Annotated in this window: 25 protein-coding genes, 1 tRNA gene and 3 pseudogenes; 11 read left to right on the plus strand and 18 right to left on the minus strand. The window is 57.8% G+C overall.

Annotation, left to right across the window (positions count from 1 at the left end):
- Nucleotides 1–22: 22 nt before the first annotated feature.
- The 4 genes from PMI07_RS03465 (at nt 23) to PMI07_RS03480 (ending at nt 3588) form a co-directional block, all read left to right on the plus strand.
- On the plus strand, nt 23–1243 hold the full coding sequence (locus PMI07_RS03465) for a phosphopentomutase (RefSeq protein ID WP_024163527.1): 1221 nt from the start codon (nt 23–25) through the stop codon (nt 1241–1243).
- Complete coding sequence (locus PMI07_RS03470; RefSeq protein ID WP_007758793.1) at nt 1240–2256, plus strand: adenosine deaminase; 1017 nt, start codon at nt 1240–1242, stop codon at nt 2254–2256. Before PMI07_RS03465 ends, PMI07_RS03470 begins: the two co-directional genes overlap by 4 nt.
- Before the next feature lie 62 nt (nt 2257–2318).
- Nucleotides 2319–2948, plus strand: a complete 630-nt coding sequence (gene upp / locus PMI07_RS03475) for a uracil phosphoribosyltransferase (protein WP_007758794.1) — start codon at nt 2319–2321, stop codon at nt 2946–2948.
- A 124-nt stretch (nt 2949–3072) separates the two neighbouring features.
- The gene (locus PMI07_RS03480) at nt 3073–3588 is read left to right on the plus strand and encodes a TIGR02281 family clan AA aspartic protease (protein ID WP_007758795.1); all 516 of its coding nucleotides are present in this window, start codon (nt 3073–3075) and stop codon (nt 3586–3588) included.
- Here PMI07_RS03480 and deoA read toward each other — a convergent pair whose 3' ends face one another.
- The 9 genes from deoA to PMI07_RS03525 form a co-directional block, all read right to left on the minus strand.
- Entirely contained in the window at nt 3589–4899 is a 1311-nt protein-coding gene (gene deoA / locus PMI07_RS03485) for a thymidine phosphorylase (protein ID WP_007758797.1), read from the minus strand. It abuts the gene before it with no gap.
- A gap of 4 nt (nt 4900–4903) precedes the next feature.
- Nucleotides 4904–5674 carry a deoxyribose-phosphate aldolase gene (gene deoC / locus PMI07_RS03490; RefSeq protein ID WP_007758799.1) on the minus strand — a complete coding sequence of 257 codons (771 nt, stop codon included), beginning with the start codon at nt 5672–5674 and terminating at the stop codon, nt 4904–4906.
- A 212-nt stretch (nt 5675–5886) separates the two neighbouring features.
- Nucleotides 5887–6675 carry a purine-nucleoside phosphorylase gene (locus PMI07_RS03495; protein WP_007758800.1) on the minus strand — a complete coding sequence of 263 codons (789 nt, stop codon included), beginning with the start codon at nt 6673–6675 and terminating at the stop codon, nt 5887–5889.
- Nucleotides 6676–6685: 10 nt separating this feature from the next.
- Nucleotides 6686–7093 carry a cytidine deaminase gene (locus PMI07_RS03500; RefSeq protein ID WP_024163528.1) on the minus strand — a complete coding sequence of 136 codons (408 nt, stop codon included), beginning with the start codon at nt 7091–7093 and terminating at the stop codon, nt 6686–6688.
- A gap of 3 nt (nt 7094–7096) precedes the next feature.
- Nucleotides 7097–8068 (minus strand): ABC transporter permease, encoded by a 972-nt coding sequence (locus PMI07_RS03505; RefSeq protein WP_007758279.1) that lies wholly within the window; start codon nt 8066–8068, stop codon nt 7097–7099.
- 4 nt (nt 8069–8072) lie between these two features.
- Nucleotides 8073–9176 carry an ABC transporter permease gene (locus PMI07_RS03510; protein WP_007758278.1) on the minus strand — a complete coding sequence of 368 codons (1104 nt, stop codon included), beginning with the start codon at nt 9174–9176 and terminating at the stop codon, nt 8073–8075.
- 91 nt (nt 9177–9267) lie between these two features.
- Nucleotides 9268–10791: an ABC transporter ATP-binding protein gene (locus tag PMI07_RS03515; RefSeq protein WP_007758275.1), complete on the minus strand. Its 1524-nt coding sequence runs from the start codon at nt 10789–10791 to the stop codon at nt 9268–9270.
- 75 nt (nt 10792–10866) lie between these two features.
- A complete protein-coding gene (locus PMI07_RS03520; protein ID WP_007758274.1) occupies nt 10867–11859 on the minus strand; it encodes a BMP family ABC transporter substrate-binding protein in 993 nt (330 codons plus the stop codon).
- Between the two features lie 358 nt (nt 11860–12217).
- The gene (locus PMI07_RS03525) at nt 12218–12544 is read right to left on the minus strand and encodes a hypothetical protein (protein ID WP_007758272.1); all 327 of its coding nucleotides are present in this window, start codon (nt 12542–12544) and stop codon (nt 12218–12220) included.
- Nucleotides 12545–12766: 222 nt separating this feature from the next.
- Here PMI07_RS03525 and PMI07_RS03530 point away from each other — a divergent pair.
- Nucleotides 12767–12856: transfer RNA gene (locus PMI07_RS03530), tRNA-Ser, on the plus strand.
- A gap of 218 nt (nt 12857–13074) precedes the next feature.
- Here the strand turns inward: PMI07_RS03530 and PMI07_RS03535 are convergent.
- The 4 genes and pseudogenes from PMI07_RS03535 to PMI07_RS03555 form a co-directional block, all read right to left on the minus strand.
- Complete coding sequence (locus PMI07_RS03535) at nt 13075–13584, minus strand: hypothetical protein (protein WP_007758270.1); 510 nt, start codon at nt 13582–13584, stop codon at nt 13075–13077.
- Between the two features lie 75 nt (nt 13585–13659).
- A pseudogene (locus PMI07_RS36025) lies at nt 13660–14729 on the minus strand (EH signature domain-containing protein).
- Between the two features lie 243 nt (nt 14730–14972).
- Nucleotides 14973–15842, minus strand: a complete 870-nt coding sequence (locus PMI07_RS03550) for an OmpA family protein (RefSeq protein ID WP_155956365.1) — start codon at nt 15840–15842, stop codon at nt 14973–14975.
- 56 nt (nt 15843–15898) lie between these two features.
- Nucleotides 15899–16612, minus strand: coding sequence for a hypothetical protein (locus PMI07_RS03555; protein ID WP_007758265.1), 714 nt, complete (start codon nt 16610–16612; stop codon nt 15899–15901).
- A gap of 201 nt (nt 16613–16813) precedes the next feature.
- On the opposite strand from PMI07_RS03555, the gene PMI07_RS35935 reads away from it, so the two are divergent.
- The 6 genes from PMI07_RS35935 to PMI07_RS03575 all read left to right on the plus strand — a co-directional run bounded on the left by PMI07_RS35935 (nt 16814) and on the right by PMI07_RS03575 (nt 20706).
- Entirely contained in the window at nt 16814–17038 is a 225-nt protein-coding gene (locus tag PMI07_RS35935; protein WP_280949760.1) for a transposase, read from the plus strand.
- A gap of 200 nt (nt 17039–17238) precedes the next feature.
- The gene (locus PMI07_RS35940; protein ID WP_280949763.1) at nt 17239–17472 is read left to right on the plus strand and encodes a transposase; all 234 of its coding nucleotides are present in this window, start codon (nt 17239–17241) and stop codon (nt 17470–17472) included.
- A 134-nt stretch (nt 17473–17606) separates the two neighbouring features.
- Nucleotides 17607–17852: a hypothetical protein gene (locus PMI07_RS03565; RefSeq protein WP_037085142.1), complete on the plus strand. Its 246-nt coding sequence runs from the start codon at nt 17607–17609 to the stop codon at nt 17850–17852.
- A 26-nt stretch (nt 17853–17878) separates the two neighbouring features.
- Nucleotides 17879–18667, plus strand: a complete 789-nt coding sequence (locus tag PMI07_RS34725; protein ID WP_007761827.1) for a hypothetical protein — start codon at nt 17879–17881, stop codon at nt 18665–18667.
- Nucleotides 18640–20346: an IucA/IucC family C-terminal-domain containing protein gene (locus PMI07_RS33905; protein WP_155956366.1), complete on the plus strand. Its 1707-nt coding sequence runs from the start codon at nt 18640–18642 to the stop codon at nt 20344–20346. The genes PMI07_RS34725 and PMI07_RS33905 overlap by 28 nt, the downstream gene beginning before the upstream one ends.
- Before the next feature lie 72 nt (nt 20347–20418).
- Complete coding sequence (locus tag PMI07_RS03575) at nt 20419–20706, plus strand: hypothetical protein (RefSeq protein WP_007761829.1); 288 nt, start codon at nt 20419–20421, stop codon at nt 20704–20706.
- 128 nt (nt 20707–20834) lie between these two features.
- Here the strand turns inward: PMI07_RS03575 and PMI07_RS03580 are convergent, their stop codons facing one another.
- The 5 genes and pseudogenes from PMI07_RS03580 to PMI07_RS35560 all read right to left on the minus strand — a co-directional run.
- Nucleotides 20835–22052 (minus strand): hypothetical protein, encoded by a 1218-nt coding sequence (locus PMI07_RS03580; protein ID WP_007761832.1) that lies wholly within the window; start codon nt 22050–22052, stop codon nt 20835–20837.
- Nucleotides 22053–22112: 60 nt separating this feature from the next.
- Nucleotides 22113–22460, minus strand: coding sequence for a hypothetical protein (locus PMI07_RS03585; protein WP_155956367.1), 348 nt, complete (start codon nt 22458–22460; stop codon nt 22113–22115).
- 249 nt (nt 22461–22709) lie between these two features.
- Nucleotides 22710–22877: a hypothetical protein gene (locus PMI07_RS35555; protein ID WP_024163529.1), complete on the minus strand. Its 168-nt coding sequence runs from the start codon at nt 22875–22877 to the stop codon at nt 22710–22712.
- Nucleotides 22877–23059, minus strand: a pseudogene (locus tag PMI07_RS03595) (transposase domain-containing protein); the annotation flags it as partial. The gene PMI07_RS35555 and the pseudogene PMI07_RS03595, both read right to left, overlap by 1 nt.
- 104 nt (nt 23060–23163) lie before the next feature.
- Nucleotides 23164–23583 (minus strand): annotated as a pseudogene (locus PMI07_RS35560) (transposase); the annotation flags it as partial.
- Between the last annotated feature and the right edge of the window lie 612 nt (nt 23584–24195).

Consider the following 24195-nt stretch of genomic DNA (forward strand, 5'->3'; position numbering starts at 1 on the left):
TATTCAAACTTCCGGGTGACCGATGGCGCGTGCGTTCCTGTTCGTTCTTGATTCCTTCGGCGTGGGCGGTGCCCCCGATGCGGACGAATATGGCGATCTCGGCTCCAACACGCTCGGGCATATCGCGGAATTCTGCGCTGCCGGCGTCGGCGACCGGGCAGGCCTGAGAGAAGGTCCGCTGCATCTGCCGAACATGTCGTCGCTCGGCCTTCTGGAAATCGCCAAGCTCGCCAGCGGCGACTATCCTGTCGGCATGCCCATGCCGGAGCGGATCTTCGGCCTGCATGGAGCCGCCAACGAGATCTCCCGCGGCAAGGATACGCCGTCCGGCCATTGGGAAATCGCCGGTACGCCTGTCATGTTCGACTGGGGTTATTTCCCTAGCGAAGGCGACGCCTTCTCTCCCGAACTGGTGGACGACATCTGCCGCGAAGGCGGCATTGCGGGCATTCTCGGCAATTGTCATGCATCCGGAACCGAAATCATCGCCCGGCTCGGGGAGGAGCATATCCGCACCGGAAAGCCGATCTGCTATACATCGACCGACTCCGTCTTCCAGATCGCCGCTCACGAAACCTATTTCGGCCTCGACCGGCTGCTGAAGCTCTGCGAAACCGTACGCGTGCTGCTCGATCCGATGAATATCGGCCGGGTAATCGCCCGACCCTTCCTCGGCGAAACGTCGGCCACGTTCCAGCGCACCGGCAATCGCCGCGACTTCTCCGTGCCGCCGCCCGAGCCGACGCTGCTCGACCGGCTGATCCGGGGCGGCCGGTCGGTGCATGCCATCGGCAAGATCGGCGACATCTTCGCGCACCAGGGGGTTTCGCGGGTCATCAAGGCGAACGGCAATGCGGCGCTGATGGAGGCGACGCTTTCCCTCATGGACGAGGCGACCCTCGGCGATCTCGTCTTCACCAATTTCGTCGATTTCGACATGCTCTACGGCCACCGACGGGACGTGCCAGGTTATGCGGCGGCGCTCGAAGCTTTCGACCGCGCTCTGCCGGACGTGCACCGGCGGCTGAAGCCCGGCGATCTCGTCATCCTCACCGCCGACCATGGCTGCGATCCGACCTGGCGCGGCACCGACCACACCCGCGAGCGGGTGCCGGTCATGGCGTTCGGGCCTGGCATCCGCTCCCGCTCGATCGGTATCAGATCGACCTACGCGGACATTGCCGAAACCATTGCTGCGCATCTCTCGATCCCGCCCGGCCCCAACGGATGGAGCTTCCTTTGACCAGACACCTCCTCAAGGCCGAGATCCACTGCCATATCGAGGGTGCCACGCCGCCGGCCCTGGCAGCACTCCAGGCAGAAAAATACGGCGTCGATGCGAGCAACGTGCTGCGCGACGGCGCCTATGTCTGGTCGGACTTTTCCGAATTCCTCGTCTGCTACGATGCCGTCGCCGCACTGTTCAAAACCGCCGGCGACTATGCGTTGCTGACCGAAACCTATCTTCTGGAACTCGCCGCCGCCAACACGATCTACAGCGAGATCATCGTCTCTCCCGACCATGGAGACCGGATCGGGCTCGGGGCGGATGCCTATCTGGCCGGCATCTGCGACGGCATCCATGCGGCACGCGAAAAGGCCGGCATCGAGGCGCGGATCATCGTCACCGGCGAACGGCATTTCGGGCCGGACCGGGTGGTCTCGGCCGCCGAATATGCGGCACGAGCGAAAAACCCGCTGGTGACCGGCTTCAACATGGCCGGCGAGGAACGCATGGGCCGCGTAGCCGACTATGCCCGCGCCTTCGATATCGCCCGCGATGCGGGCCTCGGACTGACGATCCACGCCGGCGAGGTCTGCGGTGCCTTCAGCGTTTCCGACGCGCTCGATCTGGTGAAGCCTTCCCGGATCGGCCATGGCGTGCGGGCGATCGAGGATCCGGCACTGGTGGAACGGCTTGCCGAGCTTGGCACCGTGCTGGAGGTCTGCCCAGGTTCGAACATCGCCCTGAACGTGTTTCCGGATTTCGACAGCCATCCGCTGAAGCGCCTCAAGGCGGCCGGCGTGCGCGTCTGCATCAACTCCGACGACCCGCCCTTCTTCCATACCTCGCTCGCCCGCGAATACGACATCGCTTCGGGGATCATGGGAATGTCGGACGAGGCGATCGACGCGATGACGCGCACCGCGATCGAGGCTGCCTTCGTGGATGGATCGACAAGGGCGAAACTGATCGCCCGGTTGGATGCCCGGAACGGGCCAGAGGCTGGGGATGAGGCCGCCAGGCGCGCCTGACGGGTTGCGGAACGGGCCTTTTTCCTGAAAGAAGAAACAGGCAAACAGAAAAGGGGAAGCTCATGGACGGCGTCACTGTCATCGACCATCCGCTGGTGCAGCACAAGCTGACGATCATGCGCAAGAAGGAAACCTCGACGGCGGGTTTCCGGCGGCTGCTCCGGGAAATCTCGATGCTGCTCTGCTACGAGGTAACCCGCGACCTCGAACTGACGATGGAAACGATCGAGACGCCGCTTGTTGAAATGCAGGCGCCGATCGTCGAGGGCAAGAAGCTGGTCTTCGCTTCAATCCTGCGCGCCGGCAACGGGCTTCTCGAAGGGATGCTGGAACTGGTGCCTTCTGCCCGCGTCTCGCATATCGGCGTCTACCGCGACCACGAGACGCTGCAGCCGGTGGAATATTACTTCAAGGCGCCGGAAGATATCGCCGAACGGCTGATCATCGTCGTCGACCCGATGCTGGCAACCGGCAATTCCTCGATCGCCGCCGTGGACAAGCTCAAGGAACGCGGAGCACACAATATCCGCTTCCTCTGCCTGCTCGCGGCCCCAGAAGGCATCGCAAACTTCCGCGCGGCGCATCCAGACGTGAAGATCTACACGGCTTCGATCGACAGCCACCTCAACGAGAAGGGTTATATCGTGCCCGGTCTCGGTGACGCCGGCGACCGCATGTACGGTACGAAGTAAGTAATTTAGAATTCGCTTACCAAGCTTTGAAATGAACGGCCTGCGGAGATTTCGCGGGCCGTTTTCTTATGATTTGTCGAGTATGCAGGAAGGCGATATCCGGTTCATGCCGAGAGGGTTGTTCATGCTCCTGCGCACCGTCATTTTTGCAGCCGTTACGGCGCTGCTGGCGACACAGATCCCCGCACTGATCCAGCGTGCCGATCATCCGTCGGCGGCGACTGTCGGGGTCGAGGCGCCGGCAAAGGCCATGCCGGTTTCTGTGACGTCTGGCAGCGTGACGCTGGAAGCGGATGGCCGCGGGCACTTCAACGGCACGTTCCGGATGAACGGCAAACCCGTCGACGGCCTCGTCGATACGGGGGCATCGCTGGTGGCGATCAACGAGAGCACAGCGCGCAAACTGGGCTACAGCGCCAACGGGCTGGATTTCCGCTACACGGTCAATACCGCCAATGGCGGCACCGAGGCGGCGCATGTGGTCCTCGACCGGATCGAAATCGGCGGCGTGCGCGTGAAAGACGTCGATGCCTTCGTACTGCGCGACAAGGCGCTGGCCAGCACGCTGGTCGGCATGAGTTTCCTGAAGAAACTGAAATCCTTCCAGGTGGAAGGCGGGAACCTGAAACTGATCCAGTGATCAGTCGATGCGCTTCAAGATGACGGGCGTGGCTGCGGGTGGGGCGTCCGAGATCGTATAGAAACGCGCGAGATCCTCGGCAATCCTCTCGGCATCTTCACGGCTTTTCGCATGCACCATGGCGATCGGCTCGCCTTCAGAAACCTGCGTTCCCAGCGGCAGAAGCTCATTGATGCCGACGCGATGATCGATCGGATCCGCCGCGCGCTTGCGACCGCCGCCGAGCTCGACCACGGCAAGGCCGATGGCACGGGTCTCACAGGCGGCAAGGTAGCCATCCCCCGGCGCCGGCACGCGCAGCCGCACCGGCGCGCGCTCAAGATAGGTATCCGGCCGCTCGCAGAAATCCGCCGGACCACCGAGCGCATGGACCATGCGCGCAAAACGCACCATCGCTTCGCCGGAACTCAGGGCCAGCCGCGCATTCTCCTCGGCTTCCGACAGGTCATGCGCCACACCCGCCTGTACCAGCATTTCCGCGGCCTGCGCCAGAACGACGGCTTCAAGCCGCGTACCGGCTTTCAGTCCGGCGAGAAAATCGAGACAGTTGACGATCTCGAGCGCGTTGCCGGCCGCATCGGCCAGCGGCTCGTTCATGTCAGTCAGCAGCGCTGCCGTCTTCACGCCCGCCCCATTCGCCACCTCGACCAGCGAGCGGGCCAGCGTCTCCGCCTCACCTAAGCTTTCCATGAACGCGCCGTTGCCGACCTTCACGTCGAGCACGAGGCTGCCGAGCCCGGCCGCGAGCTTCTTGGAGAGGATGGAGGCTGTGATCAGCGGTACGGATTCGACAGTGGCCGTCACGTCGCGGATGCCGTAGAGCCGGCGGTCGGCGGGGGCGAGATCGCTCGTCTGTCCGATAATGGCACAGCCGACCTCGTCGACGACCTTCCGGAACAGTGCCTCGTCCGGCATCACGTTATAACCGGGAATCGACTGCAGCTTGTCGAGCGTGCCGCCGGTATGACCAAGCCCGCGGCCGGAAATCATCGGAACCGCAAGGCCGCAGGCCGCCACGATCGGCGCAAGCATCAGCGAGACATTGTCGCCGACGCCGCCGGTCGAATGTTTGTCCGCTACCGGCCGGCCAAGGCTGTCCCAAATCAGCACCGTCCCGGAATCGCGCATGGCAAGAGTGAGCGCCACTGTCTCATCGCGGGACATGCCCCGAAAGAAGACAGCCATGGCGAAGGCGGCCGCCTGTCCCTCGGAGATTTCCTCTTTGGTCAGGGCCGCAATGAAGGCCGCGATCTCTTCGCCGGCGAGAACCTTTCCGTCGCGTTTGCGGCGGATGATTTCCTGCGGGATCATCGTGTCAGTAGCCGCTTGATGCGCGCACAGTGGTGCTGCCGCTCAACACGCCGAGAATATCATCGAGCAGCCCCGATGCGCCGAAACGGAAGGTGGAGGGCATGATCCAGTTGGGGGCCATGATCGTTTCCGCAAGCCGGAAGTAGAGATCGGCGTCCGCAACGGTCGAGATCCCGCCGGCAGGCTTGAAACCGACCCGCTTCTTCGAATCCCGGATGGCCTGCAGCATGATGTCCGCCGCTTCGAGCGTCGCGTTGACTGCAACCTTGCCGGTCGAGGTCTTGATGAAATCGGCGCCCGCGGCGATCGCCAGTTCGGAGGCGCGGCGGATCAACGCGCTGTCCTTGAGTTCACCCGTCTCCAGGATTACCTTCAGAGTGGCGTTCGGGCAGGCAGCGCGGACCGCCTCGACCATTTCGGTCACCGCCGCCTCGTCACCGGCAAGCAGCTTGCGATAGGGAATGACCATGTCGATCTCGTCGGCGCCGTCTTCGATCGCCTGCCGCGTCTCTTCGATCACGGTCGCGACGGCCAAATCGCCGGACGGAAAATTCACGACGGTCGCAATGCGGACCGGATGTTCAGGGCCTAAAATCTGGCGGGCATGGGCGACGAAACGCGGCCAGATGCAGATTGCCGCCGTATTGCCATAGGGCGTCTGCGCCCGCAGGCACAGTTTCTCGATCGCGGCATTGTCGCAGTCGTCACGCAGGTTCGTCAGGTCGAGAAGCGATAGCGCGAAGGCTGCCGCCTCACGCGGGCTCAGGAGTTCCATGTCGAGTGCCTCCCCGGCTTGCTTACCGCACCGTGCGCCTGTGGCGCGCCGGGGACGCGGTAAATTCAAAGGCGACGCAGGCCCCGTCAAAATCTGTCCGATTTCCGGGTCATGCGGCTCGCCCATATTTATCGTTCAAACGATTAGATGCAAGCCGCACCCGGGTGACACATAATCCCACGAGACGTATCCGATTGAAATATATCGTGTAATCAGGCCAACATTTCTTTCAGAATAGTCGCCAGGCGCTGCCCGCCGATGGGCGCCATGTCCTTGGTTTCCGCGTGGCTGAGTTCTGCGCCGGTCATGCCCGCACCGAAATTGGTGATGACCGAGGCGGCCGCGACCTTGAGCCCGAAATAGCGCGCCAGGATGACTTCCGGCACCGTCGACATGCCGACCGCGTCTGCACCGAGGGTTCGCGCCATGCGGATTTCCGCCGGCGTCTCGAAGCTCGGGCCGGAGAACCACATGTAGACGCCCGAGAACAGCGGGACACCGCAACGGATCGCCGCGTTGCGCATGTCGAGCGCCAGGTCCACATCATAGGCGGTGGTCATGCCGACGAAACGCCCGTCGCCTTCCTCACCGATCAGCGGGTTCATGCCGGAATAGTTGATGTGGTCGGAAATCTGCATCACCGAGCCCGGCGGCATATCTTCCCTGATCGATCCGGCCGAGTTCGTCAGGATCAGCGACTGGACGCCGAGGGCCTTCATCACCTCGATCGGAAAGCGCATGACCTTGGCGTCGCCGTGCTCGTAATAGTGAGCCCGTCCGGAGAGCATGATGACCGGCTGGGCTCCTAGATAACCGGCGACGATCTCGCCCGCATGGCCAGTGACGCCGCTCGCCGGAAAGCCCTCCAGAGCGCCATAGGGAATGCGGACAGCCTCCGTTACCTCGTTCACCAGCGAGCCGAGGCCGGAGCCGAGCACGATCGCATGGCGCGGCACCAGGCCGTCCAGGCGGTCGACGAGCAGATCGATCAAGTCCTTCATGTCTGCCTCCTCAGCCGATCACGTCCGTCTCGAAAGCATAGGGGAGGAGCTCCGCCATGGTGACGGTCTTCTGCACGCCGAGATCGTCGCAGAGATAGACGCGCGTCTCGGCGGAGGCAAATTCCGCAATCTTCTGCCGGCAGCCGCCGCAGGGCGAGCAGAGCGCCAGCTTTTCGGCGAGCACCGCCAGTTCGACGATCTTCTTGCCCCCGCCCATCACCATCGCGCCGATCGCGGTCGGTTCGGCGCACCAGCCTTGGGGAAAGGAAATGTTCTCGATATTGGCGCCGAGATAGACCTTGCCGTCATCGGCGCGGAGCGCCACACCCACCGGGAACTTGGAATAGGGGGCGTGGGCCTTGGCCATCGCGCCACGGGCGGCTTCGAAAAGCTCTTTCGATGAAGATTCGGGAGACATCGGTCAGCGCTCCTTGGTATAGGGCACGCCGCCGGCCTTGGGCGGACGGGCGGTGCCGATGAAGCCGGCAAGCAATACGCAGGTGAGGATATAGGGCAGCGCCTGGAAAATCTGTACCGGCACTTCGCCGATCAGCGGCAATGACTTGCCCTGCATGAAGTTCGCGAATGCATCGAGGAAACCGAAGAGCAGGCAGGCGAGCATGACCGGCACCGGCTTCCACTTGGCGAAGATCAGCGCTGCGAGCGCGATGTAACCCTTGCCGGCCGACATGTTGTTGATGAAAGCGGCCGACTGGGCGATGGACAGGTAAGTGCCCGCAAAGCCGCACAGGAATCCGGCGACGATCAGCGCGCGATAGCGCATCCAGGCAACCGAGATGCCGGCGGTGTCGACCGCGCCCGGATTTTCGCCGACGGCGCGCAGGCGCAGGCCGAAGCGGGTGCGATAGAGAACCCACCAGGAGATCGGTACCATCAGGAAGGCGATATAGGTGAGGATATTGTTGCCGGAGATGACATTGGCATAAAGCGGGCCGATGATCGGCACGTCGCGCATCATATCGGCGCCCGGCAGGATGATGGAGGAGAACCGGCCCTCGGGCGGCACCTGCCCCGTGCGCCCGCCCTGCCTGAACCATGCCTGGCCGAGCACGATCGTCAGACCTGCGGCCACGAAGTTCAGCGCCACTCCGGAAACGATCTGGTTGCCGCGATTGGTGATCGAGGCAAAGCCGTGCATCAAGGAAAACACGATCGATATACCGATGCCGCCGAGCAGGCCGAGCCAGGCATTGCCGGTCCAATAGGCGACGCAGGCAGCCGCGAAGGCGGATGCCAGCATCTTGCCTTCGAGCCCGATATCGAAAATGCCGGCACGCTCCGAAAACAGCCCGGCAAGTGCTGTGAACAGGAGCGGGATCGAAAGGCGGATCGCCGAGCCGAGGATGCTGACGAAAATATCGAAATAATCCATGAGCCTATTTCCCGGTGAATTGCTGGTAGGCCCGGACGATGACCGGGCGGAGCATGTACTCCAAGGCTCCGGCAAACAGGATGACCATGCCCTGGATGACGACGATCATGTCACGGGTGATGCTCGGCATATCGAAGGAGAGTTCCGCGCCGCCCTGATAGAGGATGCCGAAGAGCAGTGCCGCCAGGATGATGCCGGCCGGGTGGTTGCGGCCCATCAGCGAGACGGCGATGCCGACGAAGCCGGCGCCGCCGACGAATTCGATCTGCAGCCGGGCGGAAGCGCCCATGACCGGGTTCAGCGCCATCATGCCGGCAAGGCCGCCCGAGATCAGCATGGTGATCATGACGATCTTGGAATAACGGATGCCGGCATAACTCGCCGCCGTCGGGCTGATGCCGAGCGTGCGCATCTCATAGCCGAGCTTGGTGCGCCAGATCAGCACCCAGACCAGGAAGCACATGATCAGCGCGATCAGGAAGGAGAAGTTGAGCGGTGCGGCGCCGAGCTTGCCGCCGAACATGGCAATCAGCCAGTCGAGCTTGGGAAGCTGGCCGCCGGGCAGGAAGGTGCGGGTCTCCGGCGCCATCTTGCCCGGCACGATCAGCAGGCGCACCAGCATGTAGTTCATCAGCGAGGAGACGATGAAGTTGAACATGATGGTGGTGATGACGATATGGCTGCCGCGCTTGGCCTGCAGCCAGGCGGGGATGGCGGCGCAGGCCGCGCCGAACAGGGCGGCCCCGATCACCGCGAACGGCATGGTCACGTACCAGGGCACGTAGCGGTCCATCGCCAGCGCCACCAGGGCAGCGCCGAGGCCGCCGAGATAGGCCTGGCCTTCCGAACCGATGTTGAACAGGCCGGCATGGATGGCGACCGCCACCGACAGGCCGGTGAAGATGAAGCTCGTCGTGTAGAACAGCGTGAAGCCGATGCCTTCGCCGCGGCCGAGCGCGCCGATCAGCAGCAGTTGCAGCGCCTCGAACGGGCTCTCCCCGATCGCCCAGACGACGAGGCCCGAAAAGAAGAAGGCCAGGATGAGGTTGAGCAGCGGGATAAGGCCGTAATTGATCCAGGCGGGAAGCGGCACGGATACGGTGCTCATGCCCCTGCCCCCGTCCGCCCTGCCGCGGCAGCAAGCTCAGTCATTCGATGCTCCAGATGGGCCATTGCTGTCAGCGTCATTACTCCAGACATCATGCGGCGATCCCGGCCATCATCAGGCCCAGCGTCTGTTCGCCCGCCTCGCTCGACTTCTCCCCGACGATCTTGCCCGCGAACATCACCAGGATGCGGTCGGAGAGCGAACGGATCTCGTCGAGTTCGACCGAGACCAGCAGCACCGCCTTGCCGGCATCACGCATCTCGATAATCCGCTTGTGGATGAATTCGATGGCGCCGATATCGACGCCGCGGGTCGGCTGGCCGATGATCAGCATTTTCGGATCGCGCTCGATCTCGCGCGCCACGACGATCTTCTGCTGATTGCCGCCGGAGAAATTGGCGGTCCGCAGCCGCGGGTTCGGCGGGCGGATATCGTATTTGCCGATCTTTTCCTCGGCATCCCTGCGCATCGCATCGAGATCCAGGAACGGACCGCGGCCGTATTTCGCATCACGGTGGTAACCGAGGATCGAGTTCTCGTATTCCTCGAATTTCAGGACCAGGCCCATGTGGTGGCGATCTTCCGGGATATGCGCGAGCCCGAGTTCGCGCAGGCCCGCCGGGTCAACACCTGCGACGGGTTTGCCATCGATGAAGATCTCGCCGGCTGACGGCTTGCGGATGCCGGCAATCGCTTCGAGAAGCTCAGACTGGCCGTTGCCGGCAACGCCGGCGATGCCGACGATCTCGCCGGCGCGCACGTCGAAGGAGACGTTGTCGACCATGGTAACGCCGCGGCTGTCCCTGACCGTCAGGTTCCTCACCGACATCAGGACCGCCCCCGGATTGGCGGCGCCCTTTTCGACGCGCAGCAGGACTCGGCGGCCGACCATCAGTTCGGCAAGTTCCTCGACGGTCGTTTCGGCGGTCTTGCGGGTCGCGACCATTTCGCCGCGGCGCATGACCGAGACCGTATCGGTGATCGCCATGATCTCGCGCAGCTTGTGGGTGATGAGGATGATCGTTTTGCCCTGATCGCGCAGCACGCGCAGGACCTTGAAGAGGTGGTCGGCCTCCGGAGGGGTCAGCACGCCGGTCGGCTCGTCGAGGATGAGGATTTCGGCGCCGCGATAGAGCGCCTTCAAGATTTCGACGCGCTGCTGGCTGCCGACCGGCAGTTCCTCGATGACCGAATCAGGATCGACCTCGAGGCCGTAATCGTCTTCCAGACGCTTCAGCTCCTTGCGGGCGCTCGCAACGCCCTTGGCGAGGAGCTGGCCGCCTTCGGCGCCGAGCATGACATTTTCCAGGACGGTGAAATTCTCGACCAGCATGAAGTGCTGATGCACCATGCCGATGCCCGCGGCGATCGCCGCCTGGCTGTCACGGATCGTCACCGGCTTTCCCGAAATGCGGATCTCGCCGTGGTCGGCCTGGTAGAAACCGTAGAGGATCGACATCAGGGTCGACTTGCCGGCACCGTTCTCCCCGATGATACCGTGGATCGAGCCCTTGGCGACCGTCAGATTGATGTTCTTGTTCGCGTGTACCGTGCCGAACTTCTTGTCGATGCCGACAAGCTCGATCGCGGGCTCCTTCGGAGAATCGAGGCTCAATGGTCCGCCCTTCCGCCTGATATGCAAAAAGGGCGCATGGCGATTATCGTCGCCCTGCGCCCCTCAAAACCCGCCTTACTTGTTGCAGGCGTTGTTCGACATGTAGTCGTGCACCTTGACGGTGCCGGCGATGATGTCGGCCTTGGCCTTTTCGACAGCAGCCTTCATCTCGGGCGTGATCAGCGCCTTGTTGTTGTCGTCAAGCGCGTAGGCGACGCCGTCTTCCTTGACGCCGAGAGCCTGGATGCCGCCCGTGAACTTGTCTTCCTTGGTGTCCTTGAAGGCATTGTAGACGGCGAGATCGACGCGCTTGACCATCGAGGTCAGGACCGAACCCGGATGCAGGTGGTTCTGGTTCGAATCGACGCCGATCGACAGCTTCTTGTTGTCGGCAGCGGTCTGCAGCACGCCGAGACCGGTCGCACCGGCAGCCGCATAAACGACGTCGGCACCCTGGTCGATCTGGTTCTTGGTGAGCTCGCCGCCGCGGACCGGGTCGTTCCAGGCAGCACCGGTCGTGCCGGTCATGTTCTGGAAGACCTGCGCATCGGGCTTGGCCGCCTTGACGCCCTGGACATAACCGCAGCCGAACTTGCGGATCAGCGGGATATCCATGCCGCCGACGAAGCCGACCTTGCCGGTCTTCGACGCCATGCCGGCGAGAAGGCCGACGAGGTAGGAACCTTCTTCTTCCTTATAGACGACAGAGCGGACGTTCTTCAGGTTGACGACGGAGTCGACGATCGCAAACTTGGTGTCCGGGAACTCGGCCGCGACCTTCTCCATGGCGGAGGTCCAGGCGAACGATACGGCGACCACCGGGTTGAAGCCGCGGCTTGCGAAGTTGCGGATAGCCTGCTCGCCCTGGGTGTCGCTGGTCGGTTCGAAATCCCGGAAGTCGATCCCCGTTTCCTTCTTGAACCTTTCGGCGCCGACGGAAGCGGCTTCGTTGAAGGATTTGTCGAACTTGCCGCCCGTGCCATAGACCAGCGCCGGCTTGATCTCCGCGGCAAGCGCGGTTGCCGACATGGCGGCCATGGCAATGAGGCTCAAAAGGGTTTTCTTCATCGTGCAGCCCTGTTTTTTAGCTGTTAGGTCCTCCCGCAATCCCGTTCCCCGGGCATGTCTGCGGCCACCTGCCCTTTTTTTTCAAGGGTCTGGCTTCGGTCACTCTTGCACGGGTTTCGGAAAAATTCACGAGATTTTTTTCAACTGGTAAAAAACTTCCAAGCTGCTGAAAACTTCGACAATGTTGCGGGAAAACTGCACAAACAGACGGCTTTGAGACACCGTTCCAACCGTAGTCGAGCGCGGCGGGTGCGTTCGTGGCGCGCAATCCACGATAGCAGTCAAGCTTCGCTGGCGACACGACCAGGGGTGTCCCCGCCCCGACAGAACTCGGGCGCCGAGAGAAATCGGTCTGGCCTCAGGCGGAAAACCGCCCGGCGAAATGCGGCCTGCTGTATCCGGCCATCCAGAAGATCAGCGCGATCGCCAGAAACACCGCGAATGCCGGCTGCGCCAGCACCGGAGCCATGAAAGGCCGCCAGATATCCTGGCCAAGATAGGTATTCGCAGTGATTTCAGCGAGCGTCAGGCTTTCCGGATCGAGATTGAGCCAGGCATTGCCGAGGCTGGTCAGCACAACGGAGGAGGCCGAAACGGACTGGATCGAATCCAGCGTGCCGGCAACGATCGCAGCAGCCAGCGCAAGCGCGCTCAGCAGATGGAAAACGAACCGTATGACTGCCATCCCGAACAAGCCCGCGTCGTTGATCGCGGTCGCGCCGCCTCCGGCACGACGGCCTTAATGGCAGAAGAAATAGTCCGGGCGCCAAGGCTTGGCAACGCGGCCAACGGGGTTTTCCCGCCCGCTGTCAAAAAACCTTCAGATTCGGGTTGATCCCGGGGAATTGATCGGTATATATCGCGGCCGTTCCAACGTTTTGCTTCTCAGACGACGCAAAGCAACCAAGGACAGGTGGCCGAGTGGTTTAAGGCGCACGCCTGGAACGCGTGTGTACGTGAAAGCGTACCGTGGGTTCGAATCCCACCTTGTCCGCCATCGGCCATCACAAGCTATTGTTTCATTGAGAATCGCCGCATATAGGCACACTTACCCCACATTTCGCCCCACATTGTGCGATCGGTAGATCCGCACCGTTCAAGTGACGCGGGGAGCGACCAATCGACCTCCATTCTGCTGCAATGCGCCCGCGATTCGGTCGTTAGACTGCCCGCAAGTTCCTCAAAGCGGACACTCAATCCCCAATGTGGACCTACTCAGGATCGCCAAAGTGGCTCCGCCCGCTCACTGCGATATCTCTTGTCAAATTCCTTGAGCACCATTTCTAGCGTTGCCTCGAAAGCACCCCGATCGAACGCCGTGGATTTTGGCTCATGGAAGTAGCGCCAATCTGTGAACGCGTCTTTGTGCTGATACAGGATGTGGCGAATACTGTAGTCAATATGGAGGAAGTTGGGATGATATGGCGCCACTGATCTCTTGAATTCCGCATCAAGTTTCTCCCGACTTTCGGGCCTAAGCATGTCAAACAGCTTGGCGAGGTCGTGAGATTTGGCAATTTTGGGATCATCGAAGTCAAAAACGAACCACGCCTTGAGTGCCAACTCCATGGACAGCGCTAAAAGCATCGGCTCAACGCCAACATGTTCGCGTTGTCCAACATCCTCAGGTTCTTCAGATCCTCGACTGGGGAAGCTGTGGGTCTTTAGCAAAATCGCTTTGGCGGCTTCACCGATCTTTATGGCTGTCAACAGACGAGCGTTCATAAAAGCTCCTTTTGAATGGGGCGATCTGACTTTGAAAGCTGAGCGAAGTGATTGCAAGAAGGCTATCCGCGCTCGTCACCTCAGAAGGCGCTGCTCGGCCCATCTCATCCATCCTCCATAAGCATCATGTGTGCAGGTATTTGGATGCCCCACTTCCAAGGTCAAAGCCTCTGCATCGTATTCATCCTGGTAGAGCTCGGGAGCAGCGGGATCTGCGGAAAGAAAAACGTGAAGCCTGTAGCTATGTGAACCTTCAAGCACCGTGTAGGAGCCGATCCGCATGATCAAGAGGCAGGTGTCCTTTCTTGACTTCGCAGTCTGCTTGCTCGTCATAGTGTAAACGGGATCGCCGGTTGCTTTGAACATCTTTTCGGCATCGTCTATCGCGCCAGGAGAAAGCGCGACCCATGCTTCATCGATTAGGCCTTTGTCATAAAGGCCTTTCCAAAAGCCATGCCGGGGCGGCCACATATGGTTGGCCGTCGACTTTGTGATGATGGATAGCAGCGCATCCATGCTCTGGCCGCCAACCAACGGATGATTACTCGCCGATGCGGCGTGGAGACCAACGGCCAGAACTCGGTTCGCTGATTGCGGGGATCACCATAGGCGTCAAGGAGGGTATTGAGCAGCAGCGACTGCATCTCTGGCTCCGGTCTAGCTCTGATCCACGGCTGCAGGAACTTCTCAATGCTCTTCGCCGCTGCCTCACCTTCGAGCGCCGCTCGACCGGCGGGAAACATCCACGCTAGGATACCGTTCGCGCGCTCAATCGTGTTCGTTTCTGGCAAAGCGTTGAGCCAAGCGAGGTGGGTCAGCCGCATTAATTCACCCGAATGCGGGGCGGCGATACCGCTTGTGACCAGCCATTGAAAAGCATCGGCTTGCCTTACCATCGCGTCGGCAATGCGTTCGGGAGCGGCCGAAGGGTGCAACACGTCAGGTAAGGCCCGAAAGCACCTCACCCAGTTTGGCGGCAGGAAGTTTGCTCGGCTCTGAATGACGTTCGCTATCCAGGAGGTCTCCTCAGCTCCAGGTCGCCAAAATTCGATGTAGGCCTCGCATAGAGCTTGGAGAAATACAGGGTTCGTTGTGGCTTCAAGTTCGCCGTGAAGGAATTTAAAGACGCGCTCCGGTACCTTCATCTGATGGGAGAAGGCTGCTTTGATCGCCAATCCTACGTCACCGATTTTTATGCTTTCGAAGTCCCATCGACCACACTCGCATCGAGGCGGGTCATAATTTCCGTGAGCGAAAGTGTCGGGGTTTTCTCGTAGCCAGGAAATGCCACGCTCACGGCAAGTGCTGCAGCATCAAACTTCTCTGTCTCCCAGCTACTACGCGTCTTCACTCTTGGCCGGGATCGTAGTGCCTCAAGAAGCGACATATCATTGGCTCCCGGCGAGCGCGCGTTTGATACCTTCGATATCCGCCTCTCTTGACGGGACGACCATGATGAAGCGCAGGTCAATCCGTCGGTTGGCATCTTGACCGGCCTTCGTCTGGTTATCCTGCATCGGCCTCCCCTTGCCGAAGCCAGCGACCGACAAAACGGGTTGCGAGTTCCGGTTGAGGAACTGAATGAGATCGGGCTTCTGCTGCGTCATCAAGGTGTAAATCGAGGATGCCCGCTTCGCGCTCAGGTCCATGTTCAAGGTGTCGGAGCCGACATTGTCGGTGTGCCCTTCGACCTGAAGAGCATCGATCAATGCATAAGCAGGATTGCACTCAACCCTGAAATTCTTGCGCGGACCCATTGCGTAACAGGAGAGCGTTGAATCAAGGATACCGGCGATCTGGCGCATACGGTTCTCGCCTGCTGCCGTCGCCGTCGCACTGCCGGAATCGAACAAACCATCGCCGCGGAACTGCAAGGCATCAAAATTTGCGCTCACTGTTACGTTGACTCCGGGTATCTGTTCATTGATGCGGTCTTTGAGATTGGCCAGGAGATTTCTGCGCGTATCAGCGACCGCGGTGTTGTATGCCTCCATAGCATTCGTGCGTTCGGGCTGTTTCAGAAGTCGACGCAGCCTCTCCAGCTCTTCCTTCATCTCCCGCACACGCGCGGCAACCGATAAGTCGGGCGCGTCGACGATATCCGCAACCTCCCTCACCTCTTTTTCCAGCTTGTCCTTCTCCTTCTTGAGCTGATCGTACTCGGATCGCGGTACGGTATCCTGGACGCTGAATTGGCTCGCAAAGAATGCTAGTAGGATCATCAGAATGAAAAGAAAGCTGATGGTCATGTCCGCCATCGAGACGAAGACAGACTCCTCCTCCTCTTCGCTCTTGTGGGTTCGATTTGCGCCTCTCACTGGGCGGGCCTCTGACTCTCAGGCTGGAAAGCTTTGGCGTTCTCGATCACGGCCTGAAGGGTCGCTAGCGCATCGGCATACTGTCCATGGACATTGTTCGAATGGTTTTCGACCTCACTGATGGAACGAGCGATTTCCTCGGAAAAGGACCGGAATGCCTTCTCAAGCTGACCGTCGTAGGATGCTGCTCGTGCCTCGAAGGTCTTGATTTGATCGCGAATGGTGTTCAACGCTGTGACAGCCACGTCCTTTTCAGAGGAAATTGCAGTTCTGGCTGCGTCCACCATCTCAGTGCTTGCGTTCGCAATCTGTCTTGTCGCGGTTGCAGTCTCTGACGCAGTTTGCACCATCGGTGCTGCGGCGTCAGCAAGTTCGCTACCAGCGTTCGACAGCTTTTCCGATACGGCCTCAAGGCGCTGAGCAGCACCGTCGAGACCAACGGCAGTGCGTTCAGCGGCGGAGGAAAACTGGGCAGCCGCCGAGCTGATCTCATTTGCCAGTCCTGCAAGCTTCGACGAGGCCGACTCCAAACGGTCGCTGGTGATGGTCATCGCAGCGACAAGACCGTCGGACAACGAGGTTGCAAGCTTGCTCACCATTTGATCGACTTGGCTTGCACTCGATCCCACGGCTTTCTGCAGCGGCTCCGTTATAGCAGTGATCAGTTCGTCATTGAGTCTCCGAGACTGGTCGCGCTGCTCGATGATCACGGCGAGCTGCTGCTCAGCGATGTCCTCTAGGCTCAGGAACCATTAAATAGCTTGCAGCGTCGCGGTGGCTTTGATTCATTCGGATCGAAAGGAGCCCTGCGATGAGTGATTTGCTGTTGTTGTCGGAGGCGCAGATGCGTCGGATCGAGCCGTACTCTCCCGCTGTCCCACGGTATTCCGCGCGTTGACGATCGACTGATTTTGAGCGGCATTATTATCGTTTTACCCAACGGGCTACGGTGGCGCGACGCGCCCAAGGAATATGGCCCGCACAAGACGATCTACAACCGCTTCATCCGCTGGCGCAGGCTCGGCGTGTTCAACCGGATTTTGGCCGAACTGACCGCTAGACGCGGCAGGCCCGAGCAGTTGATGATCGACGCGACCCAACTTGAAAGCCCACCGCACCGCAGCCCAGTCTGCTAAAAAAGGGATGTTCCCGACGTATCGGACGCACCAAAGGTGGATTGAACTCCAAGCTGCATGCCGTCTGCGATGGTCATGGTCGACCGCTCATCCTGCTTCTGAGCGAAGGGCAGATGAGGCGACTACAAAGGGGCAGCGAAAATGCTCGCCGCCTTTCCAAGGCCAAGACCCTATTGGCCGACAAGGGGCTATGACGCCGACTGGTTTCGAGACGGCCTTGGCCGCACGCAAGATCACGGCCTGCATTCCATCTCGGGCAAACCGCAAAGAGCGTCATCCCACATGATCCGACGCTCTACAAAAAGCGCCACAAGATCGAAAACATGTTCGGCAGGCTCAAGGACTGGAGGCGGATTCACACCAGATACGACCGCTGCGCACACACCTATTTCTCAAGCATATGCATCGCTGCAGCCGTCATCTTCTGGATGTGATTTAACGAGTCCTGAGCCTAGGTCATTTCGCGCCCCTATCTTGAGTGTGAGCGAGCATTATCACATTCCACTTGCTTCGGCGTGTATTTGTGAGAGTATACAACTGCGTACTTTCACCAAACAAGGAGGATGCGATGAGTGAAACTGGCACGGGGACTATTGCAAGCACCGATACCTCAATTACGTTCGATTTAGAAGACGAGGACGCCAAGGCACTTGCCCATTTGGCTGGAAAACGAAAAGTTCGTCTATCTGGCCAAATTCGAAAGGGAAAGCTTGTCGTTGACAATGCATCTTTCGCGGATGAGGGCCAAACCTTCCAAGGCTCAGGGACGGCCTTTGTTGCAGTTAACGCTCCATTTATGATTAAGGCAGCTTAACAATACGGCAGCATGCGGGGGCGCAGGTGAGTATCGTAGCCAATCAAACAATTGATGCTCTTCGCGAGGTGGGGACGCCCCCGCTAATTACATATGAAAGGGCTTTAGTTCTTGCGTGCTTGAGAGAGCCGCCGCCTTTCGGGATGAAGCCCTATGGGGATGCCTATCGGGCGGTGGCCTTTGATCCAAATTGGCTTGCCGAGACCCTGATCGCGAATGCGCTCGCAGAAGGAGACGGCTCATCGCGATTGAGAGATCTTGCCGCATCGACGAGCAAAGGACCTTCGCGGGCATTGGTGAAGGAACATTCGATTGATGAAGCTCGTCACGCCCGATGGTACATCGCAATTACCGAGTTGGTTTTTCCCGGCTCAATTCCTGCGAGCTTACGTGTCGAATTGCATTCTCTGATACCCTTTTATGAAGAAATTGATTTCTTGTCAGCCAGGAAAAATTCAGCCTTCGCGCATGATATAACTATCGATGATTTGATACAGATGAATATTGCAGAAATAAGAACTAGAATACATCAGTTAATTCAGCGGCCTATACTCTTGGCTTATGCGCCACTGGAATCTCAGTCGAGGTTGATCCGCCTTCTCGATGTTCTTATTTGTGACGAAACAAAGCATATCGCATATACAGCGAAAATGATTGATGAATTGTCAAAAGATTTTGGCCCCGATGATACTGTAGAGCTCTTTTCTCAAAGAATGAGAGATTTCAACAAAATAACCAACGATGAAGTTTCTACTTTGACATTCCCTTCTTGCCACAGGTGTAATGGTTGCGCGATGCGAACCCGCGTAAATTAAGGCCAGTTATGAACGTTTGGGATACGTGGTCTTGGAGTAAATCTAAACAAATCAGCACGCGTGATTTCAAGACTGCCTACAACGAGTCATTATATAAATGCATATCTGGAATAATTTGCTCGCTCGTTCACGAAGACAAATGGGGGATCTGGTCAACTGTTGAATTAAATGGAGAAAAGCACGTCAAAATTGGGAGAGATCCATCTATATGCTGCAGAGTGGTTGAGATATTTCCATTTGGTAAGATATTATTCGCTTCGCCGTTTTTGTTCTGCGATGGCGAGATCAGTTTAAAAGTATCAACCGTAAATATGTTCTGCAATTCTTTAGTGAAGCTATCGCTTCATACGGAATTTGAAAATAAAGTTTCTTATATAAATGCAGACTTCCAGAATAGTTTTGCAAATATGTTGTTTAATACTTTGCTGCACAAAACTTCGCCTCACGGCGAGTCCGCGATAGAGTGCGCCCATGAAGGTCATCACTACTATCCATTCCCCGCGTTGCGGGTGGGTCCAAATTCTGAGTTAGTTGAAGCTTGCTCTCCTGTTACGGGACACGTAGTCCAACTTCCTGTATTCGCAATGAGCGACGCGATTTTCAGATCACAGCTAGGCCTTACCGAGGCTGAATCCCGAATGCTTTGGGGCGCGGGGCAAATTATCCCTACCGAGCGACCTCAGCTTATTGTGCATCCGTGGCAACTGAAACTCTCTCATGTTGTTCAAGCACTAGTTTCTGAGCGCCACCTCGTGAAGGTCGGAACGATTCCCGGTATACCATTAGCTTCTCAAAGAACGTTTCGCCTTGATGGCACAAAATTTGATGTAAAGCTTCCAATTAATGCAACGATAACTGGCGAACATCGATTAATATATGGAAAGAATCTTCGGTATTCTCAGGTCACATCGTGTATCGCGCGGCATTCTAACCTACGGTCCCCATTCAAAAAACTTGGCTTCCAGTACGATACGTCAACGCTCGGCCATCGCAACGAAATCATAGGACAGCACGCTTGCATGATCGTACGCGCGCCCGTGGATGCAATGTCTGGCGCCGAAATCATACCCGCTATAAATATATTTTGCAGTCCCGAAGCCTTCGCAAAGTTTGTAAAGTGCAAACTGTCTTCTCTAGATGTTACACAGTTTCTGGAGAGGTACATAAATGTTTTAATTGAAGCAGGGCTATATGCTTTTTCAAAACTACGACTGGCACTGGAGCCGCACCTCCAAAATTCGATCATTGAAATACATGATGGCCTTCCTGTGCGGCTTATCGTCCGGGATATGGATTCAGTAATACTGGATAGAGATCATGACTATGGGATATCGGAGATTGAGGCTTTCGATGCTGACCTATCTGATATGCCGCATTTCTCGGAGGGAGGGCGTAGGCTCCTTTTTTCGATGTTTTTTGGGCATCTTGCTCAGGTTATATTTTGTGCGGTCAAAACTTTTGGCATCCGCGATTTATTCCAGAAGGATTTGCTGGATTGTGCATGGGCAGGGGTTGTCGAACGGCTAGAAGGCGATGAGGTGTTCTTGGCTCGACAACTTCGGCAAGAATCGTATTTTAGGAAGGACATTCTCACTTCGAGAATTGCTCGCGACATGCAAACGCGTTGGTCCTTGGAGACAAACTCACTAGACCGTTCTTTCAAAGCCCTGTCTTTTTAAGGGTAACTGACGTTCCGCCCCCACGTTGTTCTTCGGCCCTATTCCGGCTTCGTCGGCCCACCAGAGTTTGAGATGAGCTGCAACTGGCAGCGTGTCATTCGGGAGTACACCCCCGGGTTACGCCTGCTCGCCCTTGACGTCTTGGCCCCCCTGTCATTTTCAGACATGAGCGAGCCCGACATACGCTACGACATTCGCAAGTATGGCGAATTCACGTGGGAGATATTCGACACCACGACTGGACGAACCGTGATCGTTGAAGGCAAGGCTTACTCCGACCTCCCGCAAGATAGCGCGGACATTCTGGCGGCTTTCATGAACTCGGTTGGTATAGTGCCCGACAAGGAGACCCTGCAATAAGTCAACCACTGGCTTCGCTGCGGAGGTGATCCGGGCAGCAGACGCGTTCGCGAAGTCGAGGTCAAGCGTTTAAGCCATCGGCGTTTCGGCGTGCAAAAATACCCGCCAATCCATCACGCTGCGTTCGACTAGCTTGGCTGTACGCAACTGCTGCCGTTCCAGCTCCAATTGAGTTTAAGGCTATTCAATATTTCTCCGCGACCATTGTAGGGACTGGCTAAGTAAGCTGTTCCGCGGACCACGATGGTTTTGAAACCGGGCTTCTGATGTGGGTGAGGTAGGTGATCGAGCCGTACGGCGTACCCGAATTTATCAATGAACCTGTTACGCCTGATTTCGTTGTCCGCAAAGAAGCACGACATCGTCCCGTCGAACCTATCCCTAAAGCTTTTGGCCTCCCGCGTAACTTCCTCCGGGGCTACAGCAAATGACTCGTATTTGATGATTTCATCCTTGATCATGTCTCGCTCAGTATCAGTTGCAAACTTATGGTTCTGCTTGTGCTCGACCAAGATCTGAAGGTAGTAGTCCGCCATTCGTTCGGCTTTTGAAGCCGCTTTAGACTCAAAAGCCTTTTCCTTAAGTTTGCCTCTCGTGGATTCTGTCCAAGGGTCCGGGTTTGCTGGACAGGACGATCTCATGAACTGGTAGCCTCCAAGGCTCCGTATTTCGGGATTTATCGGCCCCAGCGCGAATTTTTTGACATTCTGCTTGGTGGCGGCGAACTGGAACTGCTTGATAGAGTAGCGGTCTTGTGGGCTTAAGCGATAATAGCAATCCATGGCCGCATCGCCGGTCTCATAGGTCGTCTCCTCAAGAGTCGTCGTAAATTTTGGATCGGAAACGTATGGCAGTCGGCCGCCGGTAACGAGCGCGTAGGCATTGGAGAAGAATCGCTTGGTCTGTTCACCTGAGCATCCCGCGATCTTCTTCTGCAGTATAAAGAACTCGCGCCCTTTCACTTCGGACGTTTTTTGATAGACGACGAGCCTTGCGGAAAGGATGCCTGCCCGTCTCACCAGCTCCGTCGGGGACGTTGTACGTGCGTCCTTGCCATTTTCGTCCACAAACACGAGATGTTTTTGCAGAATGGGATATATGTAGTTTGTTGCCAGCACTTCATTTGCAAGGATGATGTCCGCATCAAACCCGCAGTCGGGATCTGCCGCTTTGATATACCCAAGCGCAAAATGAACCGTCGCTTGCTCAACAACATAGGTGTTGATATTTGTGTCGATCGAGCCAGACTGAATTCTTTTTACCATCTCGTCAGGTGATGTGTTCTGGGAGAATGCTGACGCCACCGAGAATAAGAGGATTGTTGCACTTAAAGCAATTCGCTGCATTGCCGTCTCCTCCGCCAATTTCAGGGGTAACGTGCAATCAAGCGCCAATAATTTGTTTTTTCAATTCAACAGAAAGTGGAATACAAAGAGCCTCGTAGCTTGATCGTGCCCGTTCAGCCGTCCCTGATCGCTGCCGATCCTTGATTTGTGAAGCACAGCCACGGCCGCCAAGCCTACGCACGTGCTGATGCCTGTGCGGCGTGAATCCAGCATGTAGGACAAGGCAACCTCGAGATTGAAGGGTTTACCCTTGCCGACGACCTTGGGATCAGTTGAACCAGTCAAATAATTGGCGCTCTTCGCCGCCAGCTCGACGTCCAACGGGCGGATATTGGTGAAAACCCGTTGCGTTGATTTTCGCCCTGCCAATGCTGAAATGGAATTGCGCTCCGGCCAATGCCCATTCAAGCAGAAAGAAATTCTCTTTGAGGCTATGAGAGGTATCGGGTTTCGGTGACCGTTTGATGAGATGGCTACGGCGCTCGTTGTCGGTGAGCGATGGCCAACGGATTTTTCGGTTTAGACCGATAGCTTGGACTCATCAGCCATGACGCGCGCGATGATTTCTGGATCGCAGTTTTCATCGGTCAGGAACTCGCGGACACCTCCGTCCCATGACCTGATTTCGGCGAGGAACTCTTGAAGGCTTTCAATGCCTCACCTCGTAAAGCCGATGGTGCCGTCCTCGGTTCCGTTATGGACGTGGACCATTTCGCCGTAGTCGATATTGTCGGAGTTGGCAGCGATTTCCTGGAGGAGTTCAAGGTTCTCGCCGATCATGGTGGCGACGTCTTCGATCGTATAGATGTGCGTCGAACGAGCCATCAGACAGCCTTTTGTAGAGCGGTGGTTACCGGCACCATATTCCATGGCAACAGGTCTTCGAGACGGTCCTTCGGGCAGTCCTTGATATGGCCGAGAACCTCGGTGAGATAAGTTTCCGGATTGTGGCCATGTAGCTTGGCCGTCTCGATAATGGTCAGGATATTGGCGATGCGCTCACCGCCCGTCAGGATCTCAACCTTGGCCATTCATCCCCTGTTACGACACAAATGAATCATCTGTGTCGTAACTTGCGCTAATTCCGCACCCCGCCAAAACCGGCTCGCCGGACGCTCACCGGCAAAACGAGATTTGCAGTAGTGTGCCATCCGGCGCGATCAAGCAGCACCACGGCATGAGCGTTTCGGGCTACATGGAGGGCGATCTCGTCGAGGTGCCCCTGCATGGCGTCTGTGTCAGCGAATGGCAGCGCAAGTGCCGCACCCATGCCCCGAGCCGGGCAGATCGCGCCGAACAGGTAGGCGCTCTCGTAGCCTGTCTGCAGGCTGGATCGGGCGCGTGCCGCGGCGCGCCCATTGTCGGACGAGGCCATTCTTCTGACCGATCCTGGCCTCGTCCTGGAACCAGATCTCGATCTTCTTCTTGCGCGTCACGCCCGCGGGATGCGCCGCGAGGGTGCGAGGGAAGTTTTTTTGAACGCCTCGACGACCTCGCAGTCCTGCTTGGGGTGGCGCGGCCTCGCGCTGAGTCCACCGTGTCAGATGTGGCGAGGTCGGCCACGTCCAATCCTTATAAACAGTTATTTGGGGGTTCTAAGAAGATGCAGCACGGATAAAATTGCTGTCGACAAAACCATCACGCCGAAAAGTGAAGCGACGTAGTAGAGTTGGAAGTCGCGATCATATCCTATAGTTGATCGGAAAATCGTGCATCGCGCGCCATAGCATTTCGGCTCAACCAGAAACGGCAGACAATCCAAAACAAATACCGCAATGAGTGCGACAAAGGGAAACAGCGCTAAACGACCACGACTAACATCCGTCCTCTCCAGTATTTTTCTTTTTCCAATCTCTGCCGTGCTGAAGGAGTACCCAAGCAAGCAAAAATATATCAGAGTGCCGAAACATTGAGCCGCCAATAAAAATAAAGATGACGCTGCCGCGAAAGTAAAAAATAGAAAAGATGAAATAAAAGTAGAAATGAAAAGGGACGACGCAAAAGTTGCTAGTGGAACGTTTATGCGCCTGATTGTGTTTCTGATATAGAGTAGCGCACCGATTGTTACCAATGCTATCGGTAGTGGTCCCACCGATAACAATCCAAATGGGTCAAACATACGGCATGCTCTCAATATCGACCG

It is taken from the genome of Rhizobium sp. CF080, from assembly GCF_000282095.2.
In the GTDB taxonomy this organism is placed as follows: domain Bacteria; phylum Pseudomonadota; class Alphaproteobacteria; order Rhizobiales; family Rhizobiaceae; genus Neorhizobium.

Bases quoted from the DNA above. Each gene is read 5' to 3' on its own strand.
- PMI07_RS03465 (WP_024163527.1), top strand. From the start codon at position 23: ATGGCGCGTGCGTTCCTGTTCGTTCTTGATTCCTTCGGCGTGGGCGGT.
- upp (WP_007758794.1), top strand. From the start codon at position 2,319: ATGGACGGCGTCACTGTCATCGACCATCCGCTGGTGCAGCACAAGCTG.
- PMI07_RS03480 (WP_007758795.1), top strand. From the start codon at position 3,073: ATGCTCCTGCGCACCGTCATTTTTGCAGCCGTTACGGCGCTGCTGGCG.
- deoA (WP_007758797.1), bottom strand. From the start codon at position 4,899: ATGATCCCGCAGGAAATCATCCGCCGCAAACGCGACGGAAAGGTTCTC.
- deoC (WP_007758799.1), bottom strand. From the start codon at position 5,674: ATGGAACTCCTGAGCCCGCGTGAGGCGGCAGCCTTCGCGCTATCGCTT.
- PMI07_RS03495 (WP_007758800.1), bottom strand. From the start codon at position 6,675: ATGAAGGACTTGATCGATCTGCTCGTCGACCGCCTGGACGGCCTGGTG.
- PMI07_RS03500 (WP_024163528.1), bottom strand. From the start codon at position 7,093: ATGTCTCCCGAATCTTCATCGAAAGAGCTTTTCGAAGCCGCCCGTGGC.
- PMI07_RS03505 (WP_007758279.1), bottom strand. From the start codon at position 8,068: ATGGATTATTTCGATATTTTCGTCAGCATCCTCGGCTCGGCGATCCGC.
- PMI07_RS03510 (WP_007758278.1), bottom strand. From the start codon at position 9,176: ATGAGCACCGTATCCGTGCCGCTTCCCGCCTGGATCAATTACGGCCTT.
- PMI07_RS03520 (WP_007758274.1), bottom strand. From the start codon at position 11,859: ATGAAGAAAACCCTTTTGAGCCTCATTGCCATGGCCGCCATGTCGGCA.
- PMI07_RS03525 (WP_007758272.1), bottom strand. From the start codon at position 12,544: ATGGCAGTCATACGGTTCGTTTTCCATCTGCTGAGCGCGCTTGCGCTG.
- PMI07_RS03535 (WP_007758270.1), bottom strand. From the start codon at position 13,584: ATGAACGCTCGTCTGTTGACAGCCATAAAGATCGGTGAAGCCGCCAAA.
- PMI07_RS03550 (WP_155956365.1), bottom strand. From the start codon at position 15,842: ATGGCGGACATGACCATCAGCTTTCTTTTCATTCTGATGATCCTACTA.
- PMI07_RS03565 (WP_037085142.1), top strand. From the start codon at position 17,607: ATGAGTGAAACTGGCACGGGGACTATTGCAAGCACCGATACCTCAATT.
- PMI07_RS03575 (WP_007761829.1), top strand. From the start codon at position 20,419: ATGAGCTGCAACTGGCAGCGTGTCATTCGGGAGTACACCCCCGGGTTA.
- PMI07_RS03580 (WP_007761832.1), bottom strand. From the start codon at position 22,052: ATGCAGCGAATTGCTTTAAGTGCAACAATCCTCTTATTCTCGGTGGCG.
- PMI07_RS35555 (WP_024163529.1), bottom strand. From the start codon at position 22,877: ATGGCTCGTTCGACGCACATCTATACGATCGAAGACGTCGCCACCATG.